General features: G+C 62.4%; 19 protein-coding genes and 1 pseudogene. 5 read left to right on the top strand and 15 right to left on the bottom strand.

All coding sequences use genetic code 11. The features are described 5' to 3' along the window. Positions 1-112: 112 nt before the first annotated feature. The 8 genes from L904_RS04650 to L904_RS04615 form a co-directional block, all read right to left on the bottom strand. Complete coding sequence (locus L904_RS04650) at positions 113-1,381, bottom strand: phage major capsid protein (RefSeq protein ID WP_031233365.1); 1,269 nt, start codon at positions 1,379-1,381, stop codon at positions 113-115. Positions 1,382-1,411: 30 nt separating this feature from the next. Continuing rightward, a complete protein-coding gene (locus L904_RS04645; RefSeq protein WP_020808623.1) occupies positions 1,412-1,984 on the bottom strand; it encodes an HK97 family phage prohead protease in 573 nt (190 codons plus the stop codon). A gap of 28 nt (positions 1,985-2,012) precedes the next feature. After that, on the bottom strand, positions 2,013-2,333 hold the full coding sequence (locus L904_RS04640) for a DUF6107 family protein (RefSeq protein ID WP_020808622.1): 321 nt from the start codon (positions 2,331-2,333) through the stop codon (positions 2,013-2,015). Between the two features lie 195 nt (positions 2,334-2,528). Beyond that, positions 2,529-3,695: a phage portal protein gene (locus tag L904_RS04635; RefSeq protein ID WP_003522331.1), complete on the bottom strand. Its 1,167-nt coding sequence runs from the start codon at positions 3,693-3,695 to the stop codon at positions 2,529-2,531. A 268-nt stretch (positions 3,696-3,963) separates the two neighbouring features. Beyond that, entirely contained in the window at positions 3,964-4,272 is a 309-nt protein-coding gene (locus tag L904_RS04630) for a Dabb family protein (protein ID WP_003522330.1), read from the bottom strand. 58 nt (positions 4,273-4,330) lie between these two features. Next, positions 4,331-4,969: a hypothetical protein gene (locus L904_RS04625; protein WP_020808621.1), complete on the bottom strand. Its 639-nt coding sequence runs from the start codon at positions 4,967-4,969 to the stop codon at positions 4,331-4,333. Between the two features lie 568 nt (positions 4,970-5,537). Next, positions 5,538-6,797: a DNA-packaging protein gene (locus L904_RS04620; protein WP_020808620.1), complete on the bottom strand. Its 1,260-nt coding sequence runs from the start codon at positions 6,795-6,797 to the stop codon at positions 5,538-5,540. Further along, a complete protein-coding gene (locus L904_RS04615) occupies positions 6,794-7,321 on the bottom strand; it encodes a hypothetical protein (RefSeq protein WP_031233364.1) in 528 nt (175 codons plus the stop codon). The genes L904_RS04620 and L904_RS04615 overlap by 4 nt, the downstream gene beginning before the upstream one ends. 341 nt (positions 7,322-7,662) lie before the next feature. Between L904_RS04615 and L904_RS04610 the strand changes: the two genes are divergently transcribed. Beyond that, on the top strand, positions 7,663-9,303 hold the full coding sequence (locus L904_RS04610; protein ID WP_020808618.1) for an alpha/beta-hydrolase family protein: 1,641 nt from the start codon (positions 7,663-7,665) through the stop codon (positions 9,301-9,303). Between the two features lie 23 nt (positions 9,304-9,326). Here L904_RS04610 and L904_RS04605 read toward each other — a convergent pair whose 3' ends face one another. Beyond that, the gene (locus L904_RS04605; RefSeq protein WP_020808617.1) at positions 9,327-10,166 is read right to left on the bottom strand and encodes an SDR family oxidoreductase; all 840 of its coding nucleotides are present in this window, start codon (positions 10,164-10,166) and stop codon (positions 9,327-9,329) included. Positions 10,167-10,308: 142 nt separating this feature from the next. On the opposite strand from L904_RS04605, the gene L904_RS04600 reads away from it, so the two are divergent. Then, a complete protein-coding gene (locus L904_RS04600; protein ID WP_003509204.1) occupies positions 10,309-10,677 on the top strand; it encodes a helix-turn-helix domain-containing protein in 369 nt (122 codons plus the stop codon). Positions 10,678-10,880: 203 nt separating this feature from the next. Here L904_RS04600 and L904_RS04595 read toward each other — a convergent pair whose 3' ends face one another. Beyond that, positions 10,881-11,312, bottom strand: a complete 432-nt coding sequence (locus L904_RS04595) for an Lrp/AsnC family transcriptional regulator (RefSeq protein ID WP_035262868.1) — start codon at positions 11,310-11,312, stop codon at positions 10,881-10,883. A 144-nt stretch (positions 11,313-11,456) separates the two neighbouring features. Here L904_RS04595 and L904_RS04590 point away from each other — a divergent pair, with 144 nt between their 5' ends. Next, positions 11,457-12,557, top strand: coding sequence for a saccharopine dehydrogenase family protein (locus tag L904_RS04590; protein WP_035262865.1), 1,101 nt, complete (start codon positions 11,457-11,459; stop codon positions 12,555-12,557). A gap of 155 nt (positions 12,558-12,712) precedes the next feature. Here L904_RS04590 and L904_RS04585 read toward each other — a convergent pair. Further along, a pseudogene (locus tag L904_RS04585) lies at positions 12,713-14,172 on the bottom strand (YdiU family protein). Between the two features lie 168 nt (positions 14,173-14,340). On the opposite strand from L904_RS04585, the gene L904_RS04580 reads away from it, so the two are divergent. Continuing rightward, complete coding sequence (locus tag L904_RS04580; RefSeq protein ID WP_035262859.1) at positions 14,341-16,056, top strand: glycoside hydrolase family 32 protein; 1,716 nt, start codon at positions 14,341-14,343, stop codon at positions 16,054-16,056. A 68-nt stretch (positions 16,057-16,124) separates the two neighbouring features. Next, a complete protein-coding gene (locus tag L904_RS26735; RefSeq protein WP_080707308.1) occupies positions 16,125-16,298 on the top strand; it encodes a hypothetical protein in 174 nt (57 codons plus the stop codon). Here the strand turns inward: L904_RS26735 and L904_RS04575 are convergent. The 4 genes from L904_RS04575 to L904_RS04560 all read right to left on the bottom strand — a co-directional run bounded on the left by L904_RS04575 (position 16,289) and on the right by L904_RS04560 (position 18,765). Continuing rightward, positions 16,289-17,698: an MFS transporter gene (locus L904_RS04575; RefSeq protein WP_196248059.1), complete on the bottom strand. Its 1,410-nt coding sequence runs from the start codon at positions 17,696-17,698 to the stop codon at positions 16,289-16,291. The genes L904_RS26735 and L904_RS04575 overlap by 10 nt on opposite strands. A 165-nt stretch (positions 17,699-17,863) precedes the next feature. Beyond that, on the bottom strand, positions 17,864-18,229 hold the full coding sequence (locus L904_RS04570; protein ID WP_035262856.1) for a hypothetical protein: 366 nt from the start codon (positions 18,227-18,229) through the stop codon (positions 17,864-17,866). Then, the gene (locus L904_RS04565; RefSeq protein ID WP_035262853.1) at positions 18,219-18,488 is read right to left on the bottom strand and encodes a type II toxin-antitoxin system ParD family antitoxin; all 270 of its coding nucleotides are present in this window, start codon (positions 18,486-18,488) and stop codon (positions 18,219-18,221) included. The genes L904_RS04570 and L904_RS04565 overlap by 11 nt, the downstream gene beginning before the upstream one ends. 76 nt (positions 18,489-18,564) lie before the next feature. Beyond that, positions 18,565-18,765 (bottom strand): heavy-metal-associated domain-containing protein, encoded by a 201-nt coding sequence (locus L904_RS04560; RefSeq protein WP_003522315.1) that lies wholly within the window; start codon positions 18,763-18,765, stop codon positions 18,565-18,567. Between the last annotated feature and the right edge of the window lie 5 nt (positions 18,766-18,770).

The raw sequence follows: 18,770 nt of genomic DNA, 5'->3' as shown, positions 1-18,770 counted from the left end.
GAGAAGTCCGTGGCAGCGGGATGAGGGGGCAAGGGTAGATGTGTTCAGAGAGCTTGCCCCCTCATCTGCCCCTTCGGGGCATCTTCTCTCCGGCGGGGAGAAGAAAGGGCGGTCAATTCACCCCGAATTTCACCAGCTTGATCGCCTCGAAATTCTGCACGCCGCCGCCCACGCGCTTGGTGGTGTAGAACAGCACATAGGGCTTGGCCGAATAGGGATCGCGCAGGATGCGCACCCCGGTACGGTCGACGACGAGGTAACCGGCGCGGAAATCGCCAAAGGCGATGGCGAAGCTGTTGGCCGCCACATTCGGCATGTCCTCCGCCTCCGTCACCGGAAAGCCCATCAGCGAGGCCGGCTGGCCGGCAGCGGCGGGCGGATGCCAGAGATAGGCGCCGCTGGTATCCTTGAAGCGGCGCAACGCCCCTTGCGTCTTTCGGTTCATCAGGAAGGTTCCGTTCTGGCGGTGGCCGGCCTTCAGCGCATAAACGGCATCGAGCAGCACATCCATCGGCCCGGCCGAGGCGAATCCGGCCGAAACGCCGGTCGCGACATAACCGATATTGCCCCAGCTCCAGCCATCATTGGCGACGGCGGCATAGGAGAGGAAACCCCTGGGCTTGCTCGCGCCATCGCCGGCGATGAAGGCGGCGGCCTCCTGTTCGGCGAAAGCAATGTCCACTTCGGAGGCGATCCAGGCTTCGATATCGACTGCCGCATCATCCAGCAACCCTTGAGTCGCGGCCGGCATGGCGTAAAGCTCCATGGTCGGGAAGGAAAGCTCGGCGAGCTGCGGCGTTGCCGTTTGCGGACGCGCCGCCGTCTCAGAAACCCAGCCGGTCGTCATCCCGCCGGGCGAGAAGGGTTTCTTCAGCACGGCGGCGGAAACCTGCCGGACGGTCGCCAGCGCGCGGATCGGCGAAATCGCCGTCATGCGCCGGCCGATCTCTCCATCCGTCTCGTTCGGCAGCAGAAAACCGCCATCGGCCCCGGTCGAACCGGCAAAGGCCTTGGCCTCCAGATCGCGTAGCGCCCCCTCCTCGCCGCGACGGATATAGGCTTCGAAAGCAGCCTTGTGCTCTTCGGCATCGTGGGAAAGCGCATCCTTGCGGCCAAGCGCGGGACGCGCCTTTTTCAGCGCCAGATCGTCCATGATCCGGCGGTTGTCGTCGAGCGCCCTGTCGATACGGTCGAGCTTGTCGCGGGTCACGACATCCGCGCCCATCTTGCGCTCGATGTCGGCAAGCCGCTGGTCGTTGGTCTCGCGAAAGGCCTCGAAGGCTTCCATGAACTCATCGAAGGCCGCCGTCACCGTATCGGGCACGGCCTTTACCTGCGGCGCGACGGTCATCAGGGCCGGTTTCGTCATCTGGTCTGTCATGTCGTTTCCTTGTTGGTGATTGTCCGGAAGTCAGCGTTTGGGTGTCGTGTCGAACAGCGCGCGGGCGGCGCGGCGCATGGTGCGCACCAGCTCGGTCTCGCGGTCGCGGAAGAAGCGAGCATGCTTGACGTCGGAAACGCGCGCCGAGGGCAGCATCGGGAAGGTCACGACCGAGATTTCCCAGAGGTCGGCCTCCAGGATGCGCCGGACGCCGTGGCTCGCCGCCTTGCCGGAACGCACCGTTCGGAATCCGATGGACAGCCCGTCCAGCGCCCCGGTCTTCATCAGTGAATGCACCTCGCGGGAGCGGGCGACGCCGGGGGCGAGAACGCCCTCGACATAAAGGCCGCGCTCGTCCTCGCGGATGGTGCGCCAGGCGCCGATGGGCTCGGCCGGATCGTGCTGGTAGAGCATGCGGATGCCGGCTGCGCCCCGCTCCTCGATGGAGCGGCGGAAAGCGCCGCGCTCGATGACATCCTGACCGAGATCGACCTCGCCGAAAACGCTGGCATAACCGGAAAAGGTGCCGTCGCTGGCAATGCCGCGCAGTTCCAGATTGGCGAATTTGCGCGTGGCGGGACGCGGCCCGCGATAAACGTGCATGGAAAACTCCTGCGATGTGAAGGAAGTGTCAGGCGCGCGGGCGCGCACCGTAACGGTCGGCGATGCGCACCAGCACGCCCAACCCCCACCACGCGCCCATGCTGGCGGCGGCGGAACCCGCCACCATGATTTCCCGGCCCGAAAGCGCGCCGGCGATATCGAGCTGCTGCACGATCCACAGGCCGATAGGCCCGCCGAAGATCATGCCGCAGGAAACGCCGGTGATGAAACGGCTCGCGGCCTCGCGTTTGCTTTTCGGCAGGAGATAAACGAGCGACACACCCGCGCCCGCCACGGCGCCGGTGATGCGGGCGGCCCAGATGCCGGCCTCATTGGCGAATTCAGACATGGGTAATCATTCCGTTCTAGGATGTGGTTATCGGGCGGACGCGCCGCGTCGCACGCAGGCGTTTTTTGCGCGCCTGCGCCGGGTGATTTTGCGAATCTTCGGAATCGCTTGGGCGGAAGAGCTCACAAAGAGAGTCCACCTCTTCAGAAAATGATTGAACGGGACACCGGGGTTTCGATCCCGCCGGGGCGGCGATCAATAACCGACGGCCTCACGCTTTTCCTCGTCGCTCAGGAACGAGGCCGCGCCGATGCGTGCCCAGAGCGCATCCCGCTCGCCGGCAAGCCCGGCAATCCGGTCGAGATCGGGTTCGAGCCTCAGCCCAGAGCCGAAGACCGGAGAAAGCCAGCCGCAGAGCCTCGCCGCCGTGCGATAAACGAGCGGCAGGACGGTGAGACGATAAAAGGCGCGGTTCGCCTCCTGGTAATTGGCATAGGTATTGTCGCCGGGAATGCCGATCAGCATCGGCGGCACGCCGAGCGAAAGCGCGATATCGCGCGCCGCCCCGTTGCGGGCCTCGAGAAAATCCATGTCGCGCGGCGAAAGACCCATGGCCTTCCAGTCCAGCCCGCCTTCCAGCAGCAAAGGCCGGCCGGCATTCATCGCGCCCTGATAGCCTTCCTCCAACTCGCGCTTCAGCCGCTCATATTGTTCGGTGGAGAGATTGCCGCCCTCCTTCGGCTGGTAGACCAGCGCGCCGGATGGCCGGGCGGAATTGTCGAGCAGGCGCTTGTTCCACTGGCTTGCGGCATTGTGCAGATCGAGCGCGGCCCCTGCGGAGGCGAGCGGCGCAAAACCCGCCCGGTCATCCAGCGGATGGAAAAGTTTCAGATGCAGCAGCCCCAGCCCGTCGCGCTCGGCGGCGATGCGCCGGGAGGCGCGGCCCTCGGCGCGGTAATCATAGGCCACCGGCCAGCCATCCGGCCCTTCGACGATGCTGACCCTGTCTGGCCGCAGCAGATGCAGCTCGCGCAGCCGCCCGCCCACCGTCAGCGGCTCGATATAGGCATTTCCGGCGAGCATGAGGTGGCCATAAAGCGCCTCGAAGAAATCCGGCCCGCCCATATGGGCGCCCGGTTTTAAAAGCAGCGCCAGCAGCGGGTGATCGGCGAGCTCCTCTTCGCCATCATAAAGCAGCCAGCTGACGGAAGCCGAGGTCTCCGCCACCATGCGAGCGGCCCGGTGCGCGACCGGGTTTTTCATGAAGCCCTCGCGGGCAAGTGCGGCATAGGACCGGCCCGACCAGAAAGCCTGCCCGCCCTGCACGGCAACCGCCATGAAGCCATCGGCCATTTTCCGGCTTTCAGGCACGGCTCTGCCATCCGCCGGGCGCAGCCACGGCAGGGAAAAGGGAAATCGCATGGAGTTGTCCTTGTTTTGATGGCGCGCGGCGTCGAGTCCTGCGGCGTCGCCCGCGTGGGGTTTTCACCGACAGGGTAGACCCTGAAATTTCTGACGAGTCCTGAAAGCTCTCTTTCGTCATGCTCGGGCCTGTCCCGAGCATCTGCAACGTCTCGATTTTATTGGACGTGATCAGATCCTTGGGACAAGCCCAAGGATGACGTCGCGCGTGAGGCACCCTGTCCGCACAGCGGCAATATTTCGCGCCGACCTCGGTGAAACCTGACGTCTACCGGATCGGCGCTTTCACCGCCGTATCGCTGTCGAAATCGGCGGCGACGCGGGTTTCGCGCAGCGGCTTTACCGTGCGGGTCGAAAGATCATAAGCGGGGTCGGCCTTGTAAGCGGCGAGTGCCGCCTCGTTTTCGAACTCGCCATAGACGATGAAATCGACCGAATTGCCCCATTGGTCCTTCTTCACGTTCTCGCCGATTTCCAGCTTCAGCGAATGCGGTATCGCGGTGAGGCCGGAAAGCCCCCTGCGCACGGCGTCGCGGTTTTCCTCGGGAACGGTGAAAAAGACGATATGGCGGATCACGGTGTCACCTGTCATGCAGAATTCGGAGGCAGCCTTTTCGGCACCGGGTAACGGGTTATCATCTGGCCCGCCCGGGTTCAATCCGCGCCGCGACAAGCGCGTGATGAAATGCGCGCCCGTAACCGCCCACCAGCCGCGCCCGGTCGCTGCCATTGATGATGGCACGGGCGCCGTCCCAATCCTCACGCCTGTCGCTGAAGAAATCGGAGAGCCTGCGGCCGGTAAAACCGCCGCCCGCCATGCCGTGGATCAGGATCGCGGTGGCCACCTCCGCCTCCATGGCGCGCTCGGGCCGTTCCAGGAGATCGACGCCAGTCAGCGCCATCATGGCCTCGTAATTGCGCCGATGCGTCAACTGCACGAAGCCGCGCCCCAGCCAGCTCTTACCCTCCGTGTCCGGCCGCCAATAGGGCTTGCGCACCATCGGCAGCCTGCCCGCCGCAAAGGCGCGGTCGAGCCTTGCCATCGCCTCGGTATCGCTTGCCGCCAATGTCTCGCGCACCGGCTGCATTGTCGCCGCCGTCTCGTGAAAGGCCGTCGCCAGCATATAGGCGAGCCAGCGCGGATCGCCGCCCGGCATCGACTTTTCAAATCCTGCCAGCATCGTTTTCGTGCCGGCAAGCTGGGCCGCGCGCAGGCGACCGCCGAAAATGGAAATCCGCGCCGACGCGAAGAATCGCGCCTCGTCATAGGCCATGATGGCTCCTGAAAATGATGGGCGATACGACGCCCGGTTTTTCCACATGCAGGCCGCCGGAACTAAATCGATTTGAAAAAACCTTAATCGATTTTAATCCGCGCCCCGGGGTTTTGGGGTAAAAAATTCCTTGAATTCCGGAACCTTAGCGCGCTAACTCCATTCACCGCGCAATCCCGCAGCGTTAACCATTCAAGGAGGAATGCCACCATGACAGCGACAATCCCCCAGACCGTTTATGACCGTCTCGAAAACGAGTGGCGCCAGATGCGTGAAACCGGCTCCCAGCCGAAACCGGCGCAATCCCCGAAGAAATAATATCTACCAGACGCCCGATTTCGGGCGTTGACGGTGCCTCACTTTTCTTCTCCCCGCTGGGGAGAAGATGGCCCGAAGGGTCAGATGAGGGGGCAAGTTCTCCGCATATCTCTACTCTCTCAACACATCTTGACCGTGGCCCCCTCATCCGGCGCTGCGCGCCACCTTCTCCCCGCTCGGGGAGAAGAAACCGGGGGCATCCGCTGACCGGTAATTGGCTCTCCTTCGCGGGAGCCAATAATCAGCCAGCTCACATCCCCCGCACTTTCGGTTCACTCACCACCATCGTCGTCAACGCCGTGATCGCCCAGACGAGCGCATCCAGCCTGTCCGGCGAGCGTCCCGACGAAAGACCATCCGGCCCGAAATCCGTCATCTGGTCTTCCAGCTTTTCAAACCGTGCGGCATGTCGCACCCTGCCCTGCTCGTAGAGTGCGGCAACCGGCTCGGCGCGGGTGAATTTGCCGCGACTGGCCCGCACCAGCGTCAGCGGCAGGTTGGCGTCGATGCTCTGCAGCATGGCGCGCACCATCTCGCCGCCCTGATTGACCTCCGCCACCACCCGGTCCGCCTCGTGGCGACGAAAGGCGGCGACCACGGCGCGGGCCCAGCCGGCCGGCGTTTCGCCCTCCACGGAACAATCCGCAAGCACGTTAAGACGCCCGGACATGCCGAGCCCCGCCACGACGATGCCGCAGCAGGAATGTTCACCGACGCCGGCGGGCGGGTCTACCGCCACCACGATCCGCGTGAGCGGCTCATGCACGGCTTCGATGATCGCTTCCAGATCGGCGCGTTTCCACAGCGCGCCCTCGCGCTCGTCGATCAATTCACCGCCGATTTCCTGACGCCCCAGCCGGGTGCCGCCATAGCGGTCCTGCATGGCTTTGAGAAAACCGGGAGAGAGATTGCGCGCATTCATGGCCGTCGGCATCCGCGCCACCCGTGTTGTGGGATCGGCGAGAAGCGCCTTTAAAAGCGGAATGGGCCGTGGCGTGGTGGTAACAAGTTGCCGGGGCATTTCACCCAGACGCAGGCCGAATTGCAGCATGTCCCAGGTTTCCTGCGGATATTTCCATTTGCCCAGCTCATCCGCCCAGGCCATGTGGAATTGCGGGCCGCGCAGGCTTTCCGGGTCTTCCGAAGAAAACACCTGCGCCATCGCGCCATTCGGCCAGAGGAGCCGTCGGCGCGACACCTCGAAGGCGGGGCGATGGCGGCGGGCGATGCGGCAGATGCCGGAAATGCCGTCTATCATCACCTCGCGGGCGTCACCCAGCGTTTCGGCCACGAGCGCGATGCGCAAATCCGACTGCTTGCCAGCAGAGGCGATATGATGCACCCATTCCGCCCCGGCCCGCGTCTTGCCGGAACCGCGCCCGCCGATCAGCAGCCATGTCCGCCAGTCGCCCTCCGGCGGCTGCTGCGGCAGGTTGCCGATGAAACGCCAATCGCGCAGGAGGTTGAAGACCTGCGCCGGCAGATGGGGTTCGGTCGGCATATCCGTCATGTGTCGGCTTCTGCGGATGGGCTGCGGGCGGGATCGGCCTCCATCTTCGCGCGGCATTTCTGTTCAGCCAGTTCGTCTATGCGGTTGAGGAAATGCGCCACCGCCGCTTCGTAGTCCCCGGCCTCGGTTTCGTCTTCGCCGAAAAGAGCTTCCCTCTCTTCCGCCAGCACCCGTTGCAGGGCGTCGATCCGCTCCAGCGTGCGGACGATCAGCGAAAGCTGGTCCGTCGCAGCCTTCACATCGGCACGCGCCAGCTTGCCCGAAGCGTCCTCCGCCGTCGCCAGAAAGGCCGCTTCGCTCGCCTGACGGAGATTGCGGTACAGGCAGAACTGCTCGCGCATCTCCTCCGTCAGTTCGTTCAGCAATTGCCGCAGGCTGCTGTTGCGCGCCGCATCTTCGGCAGCCAGCCTGTCGGCCCGAGACTTCGTCTCCGGTGCGGCTTCAAGCGCGTCCTCAGCCGCATAGGCGGGCGTTTCCGGCCAGACGCCGTAGAGCGTCGGATCGCAATTGCTGGACATTGTCATGGGATTGGCCTGCGAGAGAAAGAACAAATAAAGAGGAGCGTGGGAACAAGGCACATTTGCATGCACCTCACTCACCCTCATTCCTGTGCTTGTCACAGGAATGAGGTGGTGAAGAAAGCGCCACGGGCAATCCCAAGGACAACCATTACCGTTCAGCCGCAAATCTCCGACCGTAGCCAAACACTATCAAACCACCGTCACGCTGTAAAGGATTATTTTCCTATCTTTGTGATTTTTATCCTTACCGCAGGATTTGCACCCTCGTCCGTCACATATTACACTCAGCACCAGGCGGTGAGTACAAGGGGCGAGTCAAGTTGGTGAAACAATGGGTTGAGCGGTTGTTTGCAGGTCTTTCGGCAACCGGCATCGTCTTCGGCACTATTCTGTTCTGCGCTTCGCTCACGCCCTCGCTCCTGCCGCGCACATGGCTGATGCAGGGGGTGCTGTGCGGCTTTTCCTTCGCCATCGGTTATCTGATCGGTGTCGCTTTGCACGCCATCTGGGCCTATCTGGAGCTGCCCGAACCCTCCCGCCACAATGCGCGCGGCATTCGATTTCTCATCGCGCTTGCCGCCGCCATCACGGCCATCGCGTTTTTATGGCAGGCGAAGGACTGGCAGAATTCCATCCGCGTTTTGATGGAGCTCGATCCGCTGCCCAGCGCCCACCCCACCAAGACCGGCGGCCTTGCAGTGCTGGTCGCCGCCATCCTCATCGGCGCCGGCCGGCTGTTCCAGCTTATCCGCCGGTTCTTTGCCGCGCGCAGCCGTCATTTCCTGCCGCGCCGCCTTGCCAATGTGCTCGGTATAGCGGTGGCAATCATCCTCTCATGGATGCTGCTCAATGGGCTTATCTTCGATATCGGCCTCAGATTTGCCGATTCCTCGCTGAAACAGGTGGATGCGCTGATCGAACCGGATGTGCCGCGCCCGTCAGACGCGCTCAAGACCGGCAGCAGCGCCTCGCTGATGACATGGGAATCGCTCGGCCGACGCGGGCGCGAATTCGTCGCAGAGGGTCCGGCGGGCGCGGAGATATCCGCCTTCACCCATCGCCCGGCAAGGGAGCCGCTCAGGGTCTATGCGGGCCTCAACTCGGCGTCGACGCCGGAAGAAAGAGCGGCCTTGGCGCTGGAGGAGCTGAAACGGGTCGGCGGTTTCGAGCGCAAGGTGCTTCTGGTGGTCATTCCCACCGGCACCGGCTGGATCGACCCGGAAGCGCTCGATACGGTCGAATATCTGCATGACGGCGATATCGCCAGCGTCGCCGTGCAATATTCCTATCTCTCAAGCTGGATCGCGCTGCTGACGGAGCCGGATTACGGTGTCGAGACGGCGCGCGCCCTGTTCGAGGCCGTCTATGGCTACTGGACCACGCTGCCGAAGGAAACGCGGCCGAAGCTTTACCTGCATGGCCTCAGCCTCGGTTCGCTCAACTCGCAGAAATCCTCGGATCTCTACGATGTGCTCTCCGACCCGTTCCAGGGCGCGCTGTGGAGCGGACCGCCCTTTTCCAGCCCGACATGGCGCATGGCCACCAATGGCCGGGTGAAGGGCACGCCGGAATGGCTGCCGCGTTTCCGCGATTCCTCCGTCATCCGCTTCGCCAACCAATATACGACCGCGCATATGCCCGATGCGGAATGGGGGCCGATGCGGATCGTCTATCTGCAATATGCCAGCGACCCGATCACCTTCTTCGAGGCCGCCTCGCTTTACCGGCGGCCGCAATGGATGGCGCATCACGGGCCTGACGTTTCCACATCGTTCCGCTGGTTCCCGGTGGTGACGCTGCTGCAGCTCGGTCTCGATGTCGCCGCAGCCACCACCGCGCCCATTGGTTACGGCCATGTCTATGCGCCGGAACATTATATCGATGCATGGACGGAGGTGACCGCGCCAAGCGGCTGGAACCCCAAGGAGATCCAGCGGCTGAAGATGTTCTTCAAGGCCCGCCGCGGCTCCACCGATCCGGCGTGAGCGCGGCAGGCCCGCTTTGAGCCTCAGCCCTTCAGCCGGTCCAGATTGTCGGCGATATAGGTCTCCAGTGAACGCGGCGCATGGCCGGTCAGCGTCTCGACATCGTCGGTCACCACCGCTGTCCAGCCTTCGCGCACGGGATAAAAGATCGAAGCGAGGAACGAGGCGTAATCCTGCGGCACACCCGCACCGGTGAGGATGCCGATGAAGACCTCATCCGAAACAGCAGCGTAAGAAACCGGCTTGCCGATCGCCTGCGATATTAGCGCAGCCGCTTCGCCATAACCTAGGGCTTTCGGACCCGTCAGGTTGAAAGCCTTGCCGTTAAAGGCGTCAGAGGTCAGGGCGGTGGCGGCACTCTCGGCGATATCGCGCACGTCGATGAAGCTCGACTTGCCCTCGCCGGCCGGCACGGCGATCTGGCCGTGGTCGATGCCCGCCTTCCAGTAGCTGTGAAAATTATCGGCAAACCAGTTGGGGCGCAGGATGACGTAAGGCGTACCCGAAGCGATGATCTTCAGCTCGATCTGGCGATAGGGAATGGAATCGTCGGCATCGACGCCGAGGACGCTGAGGAACACGATCTTCACCTTGCGGCGCGCCGCCTCCTCGACCACAGGCGTCAGCGCGTCGATGGCATCCAGACGCCCGCCCGCAAGGATGAGGAACAGACGGTCAACGCCGTCGAAGGCATCCGCATAAGTCGATGCGTCGGTATAATCGAAACGCACGCCTTCCGCGCCGTCCGTGGCCTTGCCGCTGCGCGAGGCGGCCTTCACGCTTTCGCCCTTGGAAAGGAGCACTTTCACCAGCGGCGTTCCGATGGTGCCGGTGGAACCGATTGCGAGTATCTTGCCTGTCATCTCAAATCTCCGTAGTATCTAATGGAAACCATGTTTCTAAAACACAGGTACTGCGTTTGCGAAATCATGAAAAGAGAGCACTTTTCGGTTATCTGGTTTCCTTTCGGAAACCGGCATGGCCCTGAAGCGACGGAACAAACCCATGGAACGTATCTATGACGTCTATGAAGACCGCTGCCCCACCCGCATGGTGCTGGACAGGATTGCCGACAAATGGGCGCTGTTGATCCTCGACCGGCTGCGGGTGGAAGCGGTGCGCTTCAACCTGCTGCGCCGGGAAATCAAGGGCATTTCGCAGAAGGTCCTGTCGCAGACGCTGAAGAAGCTTGAGCGCGACGGGCTGATTTCGAGGCAGGTGTTCCCGACCGTGCCGGTGACGGTCGAATATTCGCTGACGCCGCTGGGGCGGACGCTGACTGACACGGTGGCGGCGCTTGCCCATTGGGCGGAGGGGAATATCGACGCGGTGATGGCGGCGCAGAGGGCTTATGATGAGCGGGCGGTGGTTTAAGGTAAGAACACCGTCTTTCACCTCCCTCATTCCTGTGCTTGTCACAGGAATCCAGCCGACGCGCGTCTGCGCGGCGGAAAGACTCCCCTCAACCCAAGGACTTGGGCTGGCTGGATCCCTGTGACAAGCACAGGGATGAGGGAAGAAGAGAGTATCGCGCGCACCCACCGGCCTTTGCGCCCACCGCACTCCCTCAAACGCTCCTACCGCGAAATCCGCGTCGACAGAATGATCGACGACAGCGTGCGCTCCACGCCGTCAAGCGCGCCGATGCGGTCGATCAACCGGTCGAGCTCGAGGATCGAAGGCGCGGCCAGAATGGCGATGAGGTCGAAGGTGCCGCTCACCGAATGCAGCGTCGTCACCTCCTTGATGGCGGCAAGGGCCGCCGTGACACCGGGCAGCGCCTTCGGCCCGATGGTAATCAGCACATGGGCGCGCACCAGCCCGGAAAGATAACTTTCCGAAAGCCTGAGGCCATAACCCGCAATCACGCCGTCCGCCTCCAGCCGCTCGATGCGGGCCTGCACCGTGGTGCGCGAAAGGCCGAGTTTGCGCGCCAGTTCCGCCACCGGCATGCGGGCATTTTCGGAAAGCAGGGCGAGCAGCGCCCGGTCCTTGTCGGCAATCGTCATAGTGACCAATCCTGTCGTCTTATTGCCTAATATTAACCCGCTATCCGCACATAGTGAAGCTGCGAATCGTCAATAAAAACTGGCATTCTGTTCTCGAAGCGCATCTGCGCTGACACATTTGCATTCACTGCGGGGAACAAAAACATGAAAAACATTGTCGTCATCGGCGCGGGCAATATCGGGTCGGCCATCGCCTGGATGCTGGCCGCATCAGGCGATTATCGCATCACCGTCGCCGACCGTTCGCCCGATCAGCTGGCCAATGTGCCGGCGCATGAACGGGTTGATACCGAAATCGTCGACATCACCGACCGTCCCGCTCTGGAAGCACTGCTGAAAGGCAAATTCGCCGTGCTCTCCGCCGCCCCCTTCCACCTGACGGCGGGCATTGCCGAAGCGGCGGTCACCGTCGGCACGCATTATCTCGATCTCACCGAAGACGTCGAATCCACCCGCAAGGTCAAGGCTTTGGCAGAAACGGCCGAGACGGCGCTCATCCCGCAATGCGGCCTCGCCCCCGGCTTCATCTCCATCGTCGCCGCCGATCTTGCCGCCAAGTTCGACAAGCTGGACAGCGTGAGGATGCGCGTCGGCGCTCTGCCGCAATATCCGTCCAATGCGCTCAACTACAACCTCACCTGGAGCACGGACGGGCTGATCAACGAATATATCGAGCCCTGCGAAGCGATCGTCGAAGGCCGGCTTACCGCCGTTCCGGCGCTGGAGGAACGTGAGGAATTTTCGCTCGACGGCGTTACCTACGAGGCGTTCAACACCTCGGGCGGCCTCGGCACGCTCTGCGCCACGCTGGAAGGCAAGGTGCGGACCATGAATTACCGCACCATCCGTTACCCCGGCCATGTGGCGATCATGAAGGCGCTTCTGAACGACCTCAACCTGCGCAATCGCCGCGATGTGCTGAAGGACCTGTTCGAAAACGCCCTGCCCGGCACCATGCAGGATGTGGTCATCGTCTTCGTCACCGTCTGCGGCACCCGCAACGGGCGTTTCCTGCAGGAAACCTATGCCAACAAGGTCTATGCCGGCCCGGTTTCCGGCCGGATGATGAGCGCCATCCAGATCACCACCGCCGCCGGCATCTGCACGGTTCTCGATCTGCTTGCCGAAGGCGCCCTGCCGCAGAAGGGCTTCGTGCGACAGGAGGAAGTGGCCCTGCCGAAGTTCCTCGAAAACCGGTTCGGCCACTATTATGGCGCGCATGAGCCGCTCGCGCGGGTTGGGTGAGAGAACATCTCCTCCCATTTCTCCGTCATACCGGCCTCGAGCCGGTATCCAGCCAGCCCAAGTCCTTGGGCTGAAAAGACTCCTCTCGCCGCGCAGACGCGCGGCGGCTGGATGCCGGATCAAGTCCGGCATGACGGCGAGGATTGACGAACCCGTTACGTCCCGCAAAACGTCCGAAACACCCGCTCATGGCTCATCGGCGGCTGCATATAGACGAAATTATCCGGCCGCTCCTCGAAAGGCGTGGCGATTGCTCTCAACATGGTGTGGAAGGGCTCAAAATCCCCCTCTTCCACCGCTGCCTCGATCAGTTCCTCGATCCGATGGTTGCGCGGGATGATGGCGGGATTGACGGAGAGCATCGCCGCTGATCGTTCGGAATCGGAAATCCCCTCGCGACCGGCTCTTTCCCGCCAGCGCGCCAGAAATTCGTCCGCCCCCGCAATATCGATGAACATGCCGCGAAACGGTTCGGCATCGCCATTGGCCGCATGGGAAAGACGCCGGAAGGTCAGCGTATAATCCGCTTCCGATGCCTGCATCAGCGCCAGAAGCGCCTGCACCAGATCGATGTCGCCCTCTTCCTCCACCGTCAGGCCAAGCTTTTCGCGCATGCCGACAAGCCAGCGTTTGGGAAAGGCGGCGGCGAAATCGGCGAGAACGGCATTGGCGAGTTCGGCGGCTTTCTCCACCTGCGGATCGAGCAGCGGCAACAGGCATTCCGCCAGCCTTGCAATGTTCCATTGCGCGATGCCCGGCTGGTTGTTGAAGGCATAACGGCCCTGTGCGTCGATGGATGAAAAGACCTTGTTGGGGTGATATTCGTCAAGGAAGGCGCAGGGGCCGAAATCGATGGTTTCGCCGGAAACCGCCATATTGTCGGTATTCATCACGCCATGGATGAAGCCCACCATCATCCAGCGGGCGATGAGGTCGCATTGCCGTTGCGCTATGCCTTGCAGCAAGGCGAGATAAGGATTGTCTGCCTCTTTCGCCTCGGGATAATGACGGTCGATCACATAGTCCGCGAGGTTCCTGATCCCCTCCTCATCCTCACGCGCGGCGAAGAACTGGAAGGTGCCGACACGGATATGGCTTGCCGCCACGCGGGTGAAAACACCGCCCGGCAGGCCGACTTCACGCTGCACCCTCTCGCCGGAGAGGACAGCCGCCAGCGCCCGCGTGGCGGGAATGCCAAGCGCAAACATCGCTTCCGACACGATATATTCGCGCAGCACCGGGCCAAGGGCCGCGCGACCGTCGCCCCTGCGCGAAAACGGCGTCGGGCCGGAGCCCTTGAGCTGGATATCGCGGCGCTTGCCATTCCTGTCGATCACTTCACCGAGCAGAATGGCGCGGCCATCGCCCAGCTGCGGCACGAAACCGCCGAACTGGTGACCGGCATAGGCCATGGCCAGCGGCTCTGCCCCCTGCGGCACGACATTGCCGAAAAGATCGCCGCCAGCCTTTCATCGTCAAGGCCGGCCACATCGAGAAGGAGTTCATCGGCCAACCCACGATTGAAGGCGATGAGCCGCGGCGCTTTCACCGGCGTCGGCAACACGGCGGCGCTGAACCGTTCCGGCAGGCGGGCATAGGAATTGTCGAATTTCATCACGGGTAAACTCCCTGCTTTGCCCCTATATGGGGCCGGAAGGCGACGGATGCGAGCGATAAATGCCCAACCTCCTCCATCGCCTCATTCAATTTTGCGCAATGAACTTTCCCGCGCCATCATCGTTCCTATGCTTGACCCGCAGAATGCCGAAGGAAAGGAAAAGCAATGACCGTCGTTGAAGCCGTAGCCGAGCCGGAAAGCGCCATCCGCACCATTCACACCGATCTGCCCGTCAACGCCACCTTCCATGTCTGGCTGAAGGCGAAGAAAGATGCCGAGCCCGGCGCCGTCTCCTTTTCCAATCAGAATGGAAAATTCGCTGAGGTTTCAAGCGTCAACACGGAAGAGTTCGGTTTTCGAATCTATCAGGTTTTCGGCGGCGGCCATGTGGAGCTGAGTTACGACACGGTCACCACAGCCGTTTCCGTCATCTACTGGTTCACCGCTTCGGATGTGCTGGAAACCGGCATTACCGTCGTCCATACCAAGCCGGACAATGCCGCACCGGAGCTTCCCGGCAGCTATCACTTCCGCCCGCCCTTCGGCTGGATGAACGACCCGAACGGTTTCGGCCGTTTCGAGGGGCGGCCGCATCTGTTCTATCAGCATTATTCGCACGGGCTGCGCTGGAACACCATGCATTGGGGCCATGCCGTCTCCTCGGATTATCTGCGCTGGCGGCACCTGCCGATTTTCCTCTTCCCGTCAGAGGATTTGACAACACGGCCCGACAAGCGCGGCGGCGCCTATTCTGGCTCAACCATTCCGCTGGTGGAAGGCACGGGCATCCGCGTCTTTTTCACCGAGCAGGTGCAGGACCGCATTCCCGAACAGCAGATACAGCTCACCGCCACCTCCTCCGATCTCATCATGGCCGGACAGGCCGAGGTCATTCTGGGCCACCGCCCGGACGGACAGGGGCTGACGCCGGATTTCCGCGATCCTTACGTCTTTCGCGGCCCCGACGGGCTGTGGAAAATGGTGCTCGGCAGCCAGAGCGATGGCGGCGGCGTCATCCTGCTTTACGAGACGCTGGACCCCACCGCCGCATCGGGCTGGACCTATGTGGGCAAGCTGTGGGTGGAAACGCGTTATAAAACCACGGCCATCGAATGCCCATGCCTGCTGCCGCTCGATGGACCTGCCAATGCCCGCTCCACACGCTGGGTGCTGGTCTATGGGCTGATGCATTCGGAAGACCCGGAAACCGGCCGCAAGAACCTCACCATGGCCGATGTCGGCTGGTTCGACGGCAAGGTCTTCACCAAGGAATCCGGGCAGGAACTAGATTTCGGCACCGATAATTATGCTTTCCAGGCCTTTCTGGATGGCGACAGCATCATCGGCATCGGCTGGCTGGCCAATTGGGCGGATGCCAATCCGGAGATCGATTTCCCCACCTCCATGACGTTGCCGCGCCGGATTCACTATGCAAACGGCGAGCTTCTGACCCCGCCCATCGGTGCGGCGGAAAGCCTGCGCAGCCATATTCTCGACCGCACGCGGCTGGCCGCTGGCGAACGCGTTACCTTCATCAACGGGGCGGTGGAAATATTTTTCGAGCTTGCCTCACCCGGCGCGCCCTTCGAACTGGTGCTCGATCATCCGGCGGTCAGGCTGGGCGTCGTTTCCGATGAAACGGGCCTGTGGATCCGCCACGAGGACGGGCGTGACGGCCCCTCGCCGCATTATGTCGCCAAGGGGGCGAAAGCATCCCGCATCCGCATCTTTCTCGATTACGGCTCCATTGAAGTCTTCGCCAATCGCGGCCGATATGTGGGCACCAAGCGCCTCGAAGGTTTCGAACCGGTGCGCTCGGCGCTGCTGAAGGCCGCCCCCGGCGCGGTGGTGCACGCCACCAGCTGGGCGCTGAAACCGTGAGGAACCTTTTGGCGGATTGGGCGGTTGATAGACCGAAACCGCCCAATCCACGGATAAGGAGAAACGGCATGACCAAAATCCGCGACACCAGCGATCCGATCCTGTTTCCGACCGAAGCCAATGAAAATAAGGCCGAGAAAAAACGCGCCGGCAAGGGCATCGTTATCATCATCGGCGCGATCGCGATCATGGCCTTCGTCGTTTACCTGGCGGCGATCACCATCGCCACCACTCAGTCCTGACGGCGGCGAAAAAGCCGCCGCTCACCCCGCAACCCGCTGGCGGTCATGATCGCCAGCAGCGATACGAGCACACCCAGCCCATAGAGGTAAACCATCGGCATCGTCACATCCGCCCGCTCGATCTGCCCTACCAGATCGGTGGCAGCGGCGACGGTGCCGCTGGCGCCCGCACCGGCGGCAGCACCCAGCGTCGCGACCGTCGGCAGCAGCGCGCCCGTCATCTTGCGTTCCTCTTCCGGCGCGGCCTCCATGGCGGCCTGGCTGATGCCGGCCCATGACATGCCGAAGGCGGAGCCGATCAGAATTTGCCCGACGAGCATTTCTCCCCAGTTACCGGTCGCAAGCCCGAGCCCCAGCAGCGCGCAGCCGGGCACCATCTGATAAGGACCGTAATGCAGGCAAATCTCCCGGAGGCGGGCAGAACGCAGGCTGCCGATCAGCATCGCCACGAAGCTCCAGGCAAGCGGCATCGTCACCACGATGAAACCGGCAAAGGTCGGTTCCTGCCGCCAGAGATTGATGGCGACATAAGCGAGATAGACGCTGCCCAGCGCATGGGCATAGGACATCAGGAACAGCACCCAGAAACCGCTGCCGAGTACCGTCTTCAGCCGGAAGGAATCCTTCGGGAAAAGACCGATTGAGGGCCGGATGCCCGCACGCAGCGAGGCCCACAGCAGCGCCGCTCCCGCCAGCAGGGAAAGGGCGCGCAGGCTCGCATCCTCGAAGGCGGAAGGCGCGGAAAACGCCAGGGCGCCGACAAGGCAAAGAGCCAACGGCACCAGCGGTTTGCGCGTCGCCGCCACCGGCCGCTCGGCGGAGACGGCAATGGCGGTATAGGCCAGAAGCAGCAGGATCAGCGGCGCCGACAGCAGGAAGGTGGCGCGCCAGGAAATGTGTTCGGTGGCGAAACCGCCGGTCAGCGGGCCGATGAAGGAGGCAACCGCCCAGATCGCCGCCTCGATGGCGAAGACCTTCGGCAGCAGGCCGGAGCGGAAGCCGGCGGGAATGAGGCTGTAGCACACGGCGACGATCAGCCCGTCCGCCAGCCCCTGCAAGGCGCGGCCGACGACGACCCACAAAAAGTCGCCGGCGATTGCCGAGAGGACCGAACCGAGCGAAAAGATCAGGCAGCACAGAAGCAGGACGGCGCGCGCACCGAAACGCTCGCGAAACAGGACGGCGGTGACGCCGCCCGCCACGGAACCGACGAAATAGAGACTATAGGCCCAGCTATAAAAGGCAGCGCCGCCGATTTCGTTGACGGCCACGGGCAAGGCCGTCACCACCGCGAACTGGTTGAAAGCGTGCAGGCCGATACCGGAAGAGATGACGGTCAGAAGCGAGAGATTCGCCCCGCTCAGCAATTCGCTCCAGCCGTTTTTCTCCGTCATTTCCATACTCGACAAAGCCGTATCCTTTCCATTTTTTCGGGTACGGCGGGCAAACTAGAACCTCAAGCGCCATTGAGGTCAAGACGGCTTTTTCACGCAATCCGGCCTGACGGAATTCAGCGGCAGCAGGAACCCCAATCCCTCGCGGGAAGGCAGAGCTTTCGATGAGATTTAGGGAAGACCCGGAGCGCGACGGGACACGAGGCGCGTGAGCATATGGCGTAGATGATCCTGCCCGCCGAAAAAGACCGCAAGAATACGCACGGTCTTTTCACCCTCATCGACATCGAAATAAAAGACAGCCTGATTTTTCGTTACCCGGCGAAGGTTGGGCAATATTTCGGGCAATAATGTCCCCTGAAAAGGCGCTTTGTGAAGCGCTTCCATATCCGCTTCAATTGACCCCACGCGTCGCGCAGCGCGCGCGAAAGCCCCCGGCAAGGCGTCGCCAAGGTCGAGATAGGACTGGATGAGATGGTCGAGAATGAGGCCGAGATCCTGATCCGTCTGTTTCGAGCGCAGGACCTTAAAGGCCATAACCGGCCTTCTTGGCTGCGATCATCGCTGCCGTTCTGTCTTTGCCGTCTTCCACGGACACGAAATCCCCCTGCCCGCGCTCGACCAGCAAATCGCGAAGCGCGGCAAGTTCGGCGTCCTTCAGTTCCGTTTCCTGCCGTAGCAGTTCCAGCCCACGCTGGACGACGGCACTGAGGCTGGCATAACGCCCTTCCTCCACCAGCCTGCGGGCGAAGCTGTCCTGTTGATCGGAGATGGAAACTGACGCCTTGACGGACATTGTGGTTATCCCTCGACAGGAAAGATGATGCTACTCAGTAGCACATCTTTCCTGCTCATTCCAGCAACGAGGTGCTTCAGCCCGCCCGTTCCGGCGAATAACCGGCGTCGCGGATCGCCGCTTCCGCGGTTGCGGCGTCGCCCGTCACGGTCAGCTTATGGGCATCGAGGTCGATGCTGACGGATGCGCCGGGAAGAGCCTCCGTGAGAGCGCCGCGCAGCGTCTTTTCGCAATGACCGCAGGTCATATCCGGAATGAGGAAGGTGGTTGCGCTCATGGTTT

Source organism: Agrobacterium sp. LY4, from assembly GCF_001526585.1.
GTDB classification, from domain to species: domain Bacteria; phylum Pseudomonadota; class Alphaproteobacteria; order Rhizobiales; family Rhizobiaceae; genus Agrobacterium; species Agrobacterium leguminum.
Note: the sequence above shows the minus strand (reverse complement) of the source record. Positions and strands in the feature narration are given on the sequence as shown.

Excerpts from the sequence above, each read along its gene's own strand:
- L904_RS04650 (WP_031233365.1), bottom strand. The coding sequence starts at position 1,381 with ATGACAGACCAGATGACGAAACCGGCCCTGATGACCGTCGCGCCGCAG.
- L904_RS04645 (WP_020808623.1), bottom strand. The coding sequence starts at position 1,984 with ATGCACGTTTATCGCGGGCCGCGTCCCGCCACGCGCAAATTCGCCAAT.
- L904_RS04640 (WP_020808622.1), bottom strand. The coding sequence starts at position 2,333 with ATGTCTGAATTCGCCAATGAGGCCGGCATCTGGGCCGCCCGCATCACC.
- L904_RS04635 (WP_003522331.1), bottom strand. The coding sequence starts at position 3,695 with ATGCGATTTCCCTTTTCCCTGCCGTGGCTGCGCCCGGCGGATGGCAGA.
- L904_RS04625 (WP_020808621.1), bottom strand. The coding sequence starts at position 4,969 with ATGGCCTATGACGAGGCGCGATTCTTCGCGTCGGCGCGGATTTCCATT.
- L904_RS04620 (WP_020808620.1), bottom strand. The coding sequence starts at position 6,797 with ATGACGGATATGCCGACCGAACCCCATCTGCCGGCGCAGGTCTTCAAC.
- L904_RS04615 (WP_031233364.1), bottom strand. The coding sequence starts at position 7,321 with ATGACAATGTCCAGCAATTGCGATCCGACGCTCTACGGCGTCTGGCCG.
- L904_RS04605 (WP_020808617.1), bottom strand. The coding sequence starts at position 10,166 with ATGACAGGCAAGATACTCGCAATCGGTTCCACCGGCACCATCGGAACG.
- L904_RS04600 (WP_003509204.1), top strand. The coding sequence starts at position 10,309 with ATGGAACGTATCTATGACGTCTATGAAGACCGCTGCCCCACCCGCATG.
- L904_RS04595 (WP_035262868.1), bottom strand. The coding sequence starts at position 11,312 with ATGACGATTGCCGACAAGGACCGGGCGCTGCTCGCCCTGCTTTCCGAA.
- L904_RS04590 (WP_035262865.1), top strand. The coding sequence starts at position 11,457 with ATGAAAAACATTGTCGTCATCGGCGCGGGCAATATCGGGTCGGCCATC.
- L904_RS04580 (WP_035262859.1), top strand. The coding sequence starts at position 14,341 with ATGACCGTCGTTGAAGCCGTAGCCGAGCCGGAAAGCGCCATCCGCACC.
- L904_RS26735 (WP_080707308.1), top strand. The coding sequence starts at position 16,125 with ATGACCAAAATCCGCGACACCAGCGATCCGATCCTGTTTCCGACCGAA.
- L904_RS04575 (WP_196248059.1), bottom strand. The coding sequence starts at position 17,698 with ATGGAAATGACGGAGAAAAACGGCTGGAGCGAATTGCTGAGCGGGGCG.
- L904_RS04570 (WP_035262856.1), bottom strand. The coding sequence starts at position 18,229 with ATGGCCTTTAAGGTCCTGCGCTCGAAACAGACGGATCAGGATCTCGGC.
- L904_RS04565 (WP_035262853.1), bottom strand. The coding sequence starts at position 18,488 with ATGTCCGTCAAGGCGTCAGTTTCCATCTCCGATCAACAGGACAGCTTC.
- L904_RS04560 (WP_003522315.1), bottom strand. The coding sequence starts at position 18,765 with ATGAGCGCAACCACCTTCCTCATTCCGGATATGACCTGCGGTCATTGC.